The 6,543-nt window shown below is 66.0% G+C and carries 3 protein-coding genes; 1 reads left to right on the top strand and 2 read right to left on the bottom strand.

Annotated features, from left to right (window positions below; genetic code table 11):
* Positions 1-394: 394 nt before the first annotated feature.
* Positions 395-2,920 carry a MobF family relaxase gene (gene mobF / locus FM104_RS01970; RefSeq protein ID WP_256971473.1) on the bottom strand — a complete coding sequence of 842 codons (2,526 nt, stop codon included), beginning with the start codon at positions 2,918-2,920 and terminating at the stop codon, positions 395-397.
* A gap of 174 nt (positions 2,921-3,094) precedes the next feature.
* Between mobF and FM104_RS01965 the strand changes: the two genes are divergently transcribed.
* Positions 3,095-6,148 carry a hypothetical protein gene (locus FM104_RS01965; protein ID WP_087129785.1) on the top strand — a complete coding sequence of 1,018 codons (3,054 nt, stop codon included), beginning with the start codon at positions 3,095-3,097 and terminating at the stop codon, positions 6,146-6,148.
* 213 nt (positions 6,149-6,361) lie between these two features.
* Here the strand turns inward: FM104_RS01965 and FM104_RS16625 are convergent.
* On the bottom strand, positions 6,362-6,543 hold a 182-nt coding region (locus FM104_RS16625), incomplete at its 5' end, for a hypothetical protein (protein WP_218778539.1).

Below are 6,543 nucleotides of genomic sequence, written 5' to 3'. Positions count from 1 at the left end.
GCCACAAACCCGTGCTCCCCGGCCGGGGCTAACCCACGGAAGAGTCAGGAGAGCCGACAAAGAACCAGGTTTTTGGCGGAAGCTTTGGACAGCGTTCCGTGGCTGGTTTTTCTTCGACCCAAGAGTCTGGTTCTCCTGGTCGATCTTTCCATTCTACGGAGGGTTCCTCGCGGTCGGGATCGCCGTTCTTTGGTACGCAGTCACGCACTGAATCAGATGTCCGCGATCAGATGCCCGCGCGCCTGGCTAATACCTGAACGTGACCCATACTGGGTGCGCATAGGTACAGCGAACGCAGGGTTCGTTCAGCACAGCAAGCTTGTCCGAAGCCACCAGTAAACTGGAAACGCGCAAGAGCGCACGATCACAGGTGAGTGTGTTTGGGACACCTCGGCTAGCCGAGGTCGAGATGTTGGGCGGCGTAGTTCGCGGGGAGGCGGACCGCGCCGCCGAAGCGGGCTCCTTGTCGGCGGACGGTCACGGACCCGTCCGTGTGCACGGTCGTGACTGTCCAGCGGTCGCCGTTGCGCACCCATCGGGTGCCGCCGGTGCCGAGCTGGCGGTTGTTCTTGCGGGTGATGACGAGGTCCCCGGCACTGGCCTGCGTGCCATCGCTCAAGGGCACGGCCCGGTCGGGGTCCGTCTGGCCGGAGATGATCCGGTCGACCCGGGCGCGCACGTTCAGGGTGGTGACGGTCTCGACGGTCTCGGCGACGAGGATGCTGCGCTTGCCCGCGATCGTGTCGGTTCGCCAGGCGAGATAGGCGCGTTCCAGGACGTCGTCGTAGTCGCCTCCGACGATCCGGTCCTGGGCGTCGTAGCGGGCGATGGCGTCATGGTCGCCGAGGCGCAGTTGCAGGGACGCGGTCTTCTCCCAGGCGTTGCGGAACCGTCGCACGTCGAGCAGTTCTGGGGTCTGCTCGAGGTCGCGGGCGAGCATGCCCAGCGCTCCCCCGGCATCGACCGCGCCGAGTTGGGCCCAGTCGCCGACGAGGACGAGTTTGGCTCCTGCGCGTTCGGCGTGGGCGGCAAGCCGGTCCAACGCGATCGTCCCCGACAACGACGCCTCGTCCACGATCATCAGTTGACCGCGGTGGAGCCTCCACCGCCCCTGGTGGTGCTCATGGAGCCATTTCGCGGTGTTCTCGGTCGGGATTCCGAGGTCGGCGGCGAGGACCTGCGCGGCGTCCGCGGAGCTGGCCAGCCCGATCACGCTGCCTCTGCCGTGCGCGAGTTCCCACGTTCTGCGCAATGATGCGAGGGTCGTGGTCTTTCCGGTCCCCGCTGGCCCGATGAGGACGTCGACGATCCGGCCGGATGTTGCGATCAGGGTGATCGCTCCGGCTTGATCGGCAGAAAGTCGCCGGCCTTTGCGGTCGGTGCGACGGGTGACGCGTCCGACCATGTCGTGCGGCACGATCGGGGCCGTGCTGCTGTGTGCGAGTCGCAGGAGTCTGTCCTCGGCGGCGAGGAGCTGCGTGGACGTGTAGAGCGTGCCGTGTTTGATGCGGAACACGCTGCTGCCGTCGGGGTGCTGGAACGCTGCGGGAGAGGGGGCGAGTTCCGGGGGCGTCAACTGGACGGAGGCATGCTCGGCGCGGTCGGCGATGAGCCCGGTGACCGCTTCCCGGTCGGTGATCGCGGCGAACCGGGTGCCTTTGAGCATGCGGGATGCCTCAGCGTGGAGGTTCCATCTTCGCCAGGTCGACCGGGACTGCCCCACGGTGGCGACGACTTGCGCGGCCATCTCATCGACCGTGGCGAGCGGAATGTCATCGGCACGCAGCAGCACCGGGTTCTGGGTTCCGGCGGTGACCGATCGTGCCCACCCCGTCGCGTCCTGTCCGAGGATTCTGCTCGCCCTGGTGCGCCATTGCTCGGTGAGGTCGGCGAGGGAGTGCACGGTCTTCTCGGGCCGGGTGGTGAGGGTCGCTGCGGCGCGAAGGCGGATGATCGTCGTTCTCGACGGGTATCGCCCGTGCTGTTGTAGGTACTCGTCGATGAGTTGCTCGGTCCGTTGGTCGATCGCGCGGGACCGGGACGAGAACTCTTCCAGCAGGTTCTCGGGGACACCGGCGATCTCCCATGCGGCCGTGCGTCGCGGGCCCCGGTCGCGTTCTTCCCAGGCGAGACCGAAGTCGCGGGTGAGCCGGTCGGCGAGCGCGTTGTTGTAGTGCTCGCTCAACGCGACCACCGCGGCATGCATGGGGCGCCCGTCGATGGCCCGCCACTTACCGTCGTGAACGCCCTGGACCCGGTTCGCGATCACGACATGGGTGTGCAGTTGCGGTTCGTTGGAGCGGGAGTCGTAGTGGTCGAACGCGGTGGCGAGGATCCCGGTCACCTCAACCTGCGCGAGCCCGTCGTGCCCGATCCGTGTCATGGCCACGTCGCGTTCCAACAGGGCGAGGACTTCTTTCATCGCCTCGTGGTGTGCGTTCACGATCATCGCCTGGGTACCGCCATCCGCGACCGCCCACCACACGCTGACGGATTTTGGTACGGAGAAGGTGTAGTCATACCCGGCGACCGGGCGGCGCTGCGGGCGGGCCTTCTCTTCGGCCTCGATCTGCGCGACCTCCTGGTGTCGGGTTTCGTCGGTCAGCTCGGAGGGCAGTGCATCGACGCGGCGGGACACGCGTTCCCGGTAGCTGAGGAAGGTGCGGTATGCGGAGCCCAGATGCTCCCCTGTTGTGGGGTGGCGTCCCTGTCCGAGCAGGAGCCGGAGCTGTTCCTCGGTCACCTCAGCGCCCGCACTGATCGCCTCCGCTTCCAGGCCGGGGAGTGCGGAGCCGGTCCAGAACCCGGGCGGGCTTCCTTTCTCGAGATAGTAGCGGGTCAGCGGTTCTGCGAGGTCCCGGTTGCCGTCGCCGGCGACGACACTTTTGAGCAGATACCGGTACCCGTCCCCAGCAGACATCACCCGCATCGACACCGTCACACAGAGAAGGTGCACTGCACGTCCACGCAGAGAAGGTGCACCGCACCTCGCCCCGAGTCCGCGCGGTGGACGAGGCGGGGCACCTCCACCTGATGGCTGTTGCGCCGTCACGGATGCGGGGCAGGTCGTCTCGCGCAGACACAGGAGGAACGGATGAGCACCACACGGCTCGAAGACGCGACCTTACGCAATAGTCCACGTGAAAGCCCGCCCGGATTCGGTGGTCTCGCCCGGTGGGTCGCGATGCTGATCTCCGGGCTGCTCCTTGCCCTCACGATCGGGATCGGCACTGCCCCCGCCGCACACGCAGCCACCATCGGACCCGGGTTCGGATCCGTTGACGATGTGGGCATCTTGGGCTCGTACATCGGCCCCGATGGCACACAGGTGTACTGCATGGATCTGGGTGCCCCCGGCCCGTGGGGTAACACGACCGGTCCGGTCACCGTTTCCGACTTGGAGTCGCAGAGCGGGTCCCGCCTCACCGAAACGGATCTGGCGAAGCTGAACTATGTGATGGCGAAATGGGGGCAGTCTGGTGACCCGCATGTGACCGCCGCAATCCAACTGTTCGTCTGGTCGATTGCCGATCCTGTCCACTACAACCAGCACGGCATGTCCGGGGACGACTACTACATCACCCGCGCCCCCGCAGCGAACCGGCCCCAGATCCTCGCGAACCTCGCTCAGATGCGAGCAGAAGCCAACGCGAACCATGCGGTGAACCCACAGGTTGCGCTGTCGATCACGATGACCGATCAGTACGCGGGAACTCTCACGGTGTCTGCTTCCCCGGCGAGCCTGTCGGGCACGGTCACGCTGACGAACGCCGTGTTCGCCGACGGGCAGAGCAGCCGGACGCTTGGTCCGGGCAGCTTCCCGATCACCGGCACCCCCGTCGACGGAGTCCCCTCCTACCAGATCGAAGCCGCAGCGAGCGTTCCCAGCAGTGGCCTGGGCGCACGCGTGAACCTGTACGACACGCCAGGTTCGCAGCGGCTGCTGGGCGGTGCGTCACCGATGGGACTCGACGCGCACGCGCAGTCCCCTGTGATAGAGCTCGACTTCCAGCCCACCATCACCACCCAGGTGTCCTCCCGGTTCGTCGCAGAAGGTGACACCTTCCGCGACCAGGTCACCGTGGGCGTATCCAAGGGAACCTGGATCCACCTGGACGGGAAGCCGATCCCAGTCGTAACGACCGGAACCCTGTATGGTCCGTTCGATGAGCAGCCCACTGAAGCCGACACCGCGCCGACCGGAGCACCCATCGCCGGCGTCGTGGAACTGGAGTTGACCGGCACCGGAAGCTATGCGGCGCCGGAGACGATCACCGCGACCGAGTCCGGGTTCTACACGTGGGTATGGCAGATCGACAAGCGCGCACAAGGGGACGTCGCGAAGTACCTCACGGACTCGTTCACCGACCGGTTCGGGCAAGTCGCCGAGACCAGCATCGTTCCCTTCCAGCCCATCGCGGCCTCCAAAGCGAACCAACGTCTCGTCGTACCCGGCGACGCGGTCACCGACACGATCACCGTGTCCTCCAGCAACGGGGTCTGGCTGAAGATAGACGGCGAGTACGTGCCGGTCATGTTCGAAGGCACCGCCTATCAGGTGCCCGGCACGCTGCCGCCGATGCAGGCGCCCGCCATCGACCCTGCAGCCGTACCAGTGGGGACAGTGACGGTCACCGCAACCGGCCCCGGCACGTATACCTCTCCCGAGGTCGTGTTACCGAACGCCGGGTTCGTGACCTGGGTGTGGCAGATGCGTCTCGCCTCCCAGTCTGACGGTGTGCGCGACTACATCGCCTCCGACTGGGCCGACGAGTACGGCATCCCGGTCGAGTCGACCAGTGTCCGCCATCCGGTCGAGATCACCAGTCAGCTGCGCGAGTACAACGTCCACGACGGTGGCCGCGCGTTCGACACGATCGTCACCTCGGGGTTCCCCGCCAACCACCCCGACTTCACCGGCGACGGATACTGGGGCCCCGATGCGAAAGAGGTCACCCACACGGTCTACGGGCCGTTCGCCACAGACACCGTCCTGACCGACGACCTCGACCTCACAGACCAGCCTGAGTTGACCAGCATCATCACCCCAGCGCGCAACGGCGTCTACCAGATCGGGTACACCGATGAGGACCGGATCACGCCGACGAAGCCGGGTTACTACGTGATCGTCAGCACGTTCGAAGGCGACGACCGCGTCCAGCCGTTCCAGTCCTCCCCCGCTGACGTTCGCGAACGCTTCTACGTCCCCGAGACCCCCGCAGCCGAACTTCCGGTGACGGTAATCACGCAGGCGGCCCCTGCCGCGCTCGTCGGCGAACCCTTCCAAGACACCGCCCTCGTCCAAGGCACCGTCCCAGAAGGAGCGTCTCTCGTGTTCCGCGCCTACGGTCCCCAGCCCGAAGGCGAGACCCCGGTATGTGATGTGGAACCGTTCTTCACCAGCCAGCAGATTCCAGTTCCCCAGGCCGGCGTCTACTACTCGGGCAACACTGCAGCGCAGTCGGCAGGAAACGTGTATTGGGTGGAGACTCTCTACGACGTCGACGGTGAGGTGCTGTCAGAAGGGAAATGTGGCGCGCCAGGTGAGGCTACTGTCGTGACCAATGGCGAGGAGCTGAAGGTGACTACCAAGGCAGTCCCGAACGTTGTACTCGGAAACCCGGCACACGACATCGCTATCGTCACCGGCCCTATTCCCGAGGGCACCAGCCTGGTGTTCGAGGCATACCAGCAGGACGGTGACGAACCGGTCTGCGATGCCGAGAATCGCGTCTTCGACACCCTCGAGAACCCGATCGCCGTGACAAGGCCAGGCGAATACCGTTCAGCGGAGGTGGTGTTCGAAAAGATCGGCACCTACTACTGGATCGAGACACTCCTGAACGCGGAGGGTGAGAGCATCCACCGAGGCATCTGCGGTGCCCCCGGGGAGACCACCACGGTTTCCGAAGTCCAGATAACGCCGAACTATCCAGACACGGAAGCTCCGCCCAGCGAACTTGCCCAGACCGGCGCGAACGGATGGCTGATCGGCCTTGGCGCGTACGGAGCGCTCGCGCTTCTGGCCAGTGGCGGAGCGCTCCTGTTCGGCCGCCGCCTTGCCAAGCGACGCGAGGCCGCCGGATTCGTGAGAGAGGAGGACGGTGGAGAGGAGATCGTGACGCTCGAGGAACTGCTCGACCAGTAGCAGCTCGACCGAAGTTGGCGGGTGGGTGGCGAAAGCCGTCCGCCCGCCTTCGCGCATCACTGACCGACGAATCTCAAACATCGCTACCATCCGCGGCTGAGGGAGCGGCTGTCTTCCGGGCATGTCCATCATCGAAGCGAGGGCGCGCGCTACGCCGGTCCTCTTCTGGATCGGTGCCGCCGTCGCGATCGGTCTGGACGATCGCGCTGCCGGTCACGCCGACACGGCGTGCGCGGTGATCCGTCCGCCTTCAGCAGGCTGCGCCGGCGATGCGCGCCCACCACCAGCAATCATATGGACCATCTTGGTGCGGGCGGCAGTCGGGGCCTCCCGCCCGCTAAGCCTCGATCCACCGACGAGCTGCAGGTGGGGCGGGCTGGCGTGATCGAGGTTCG

This window comes from Microbacterium esteraromaticum (genome assembly GCF_900163815.1).
GTDB classification, from domain to species: Bacteria; Actinomycetota; Actinomycetes; order Actinomycetales; family Microbacteriaceae; genus Microbacterium; species Microbacterium esteraromaticum_B.
Note: the sequence above shows the minus strand (reverse complement) of the source record. Positions and strands in the feature narration are given on the sequence as shown.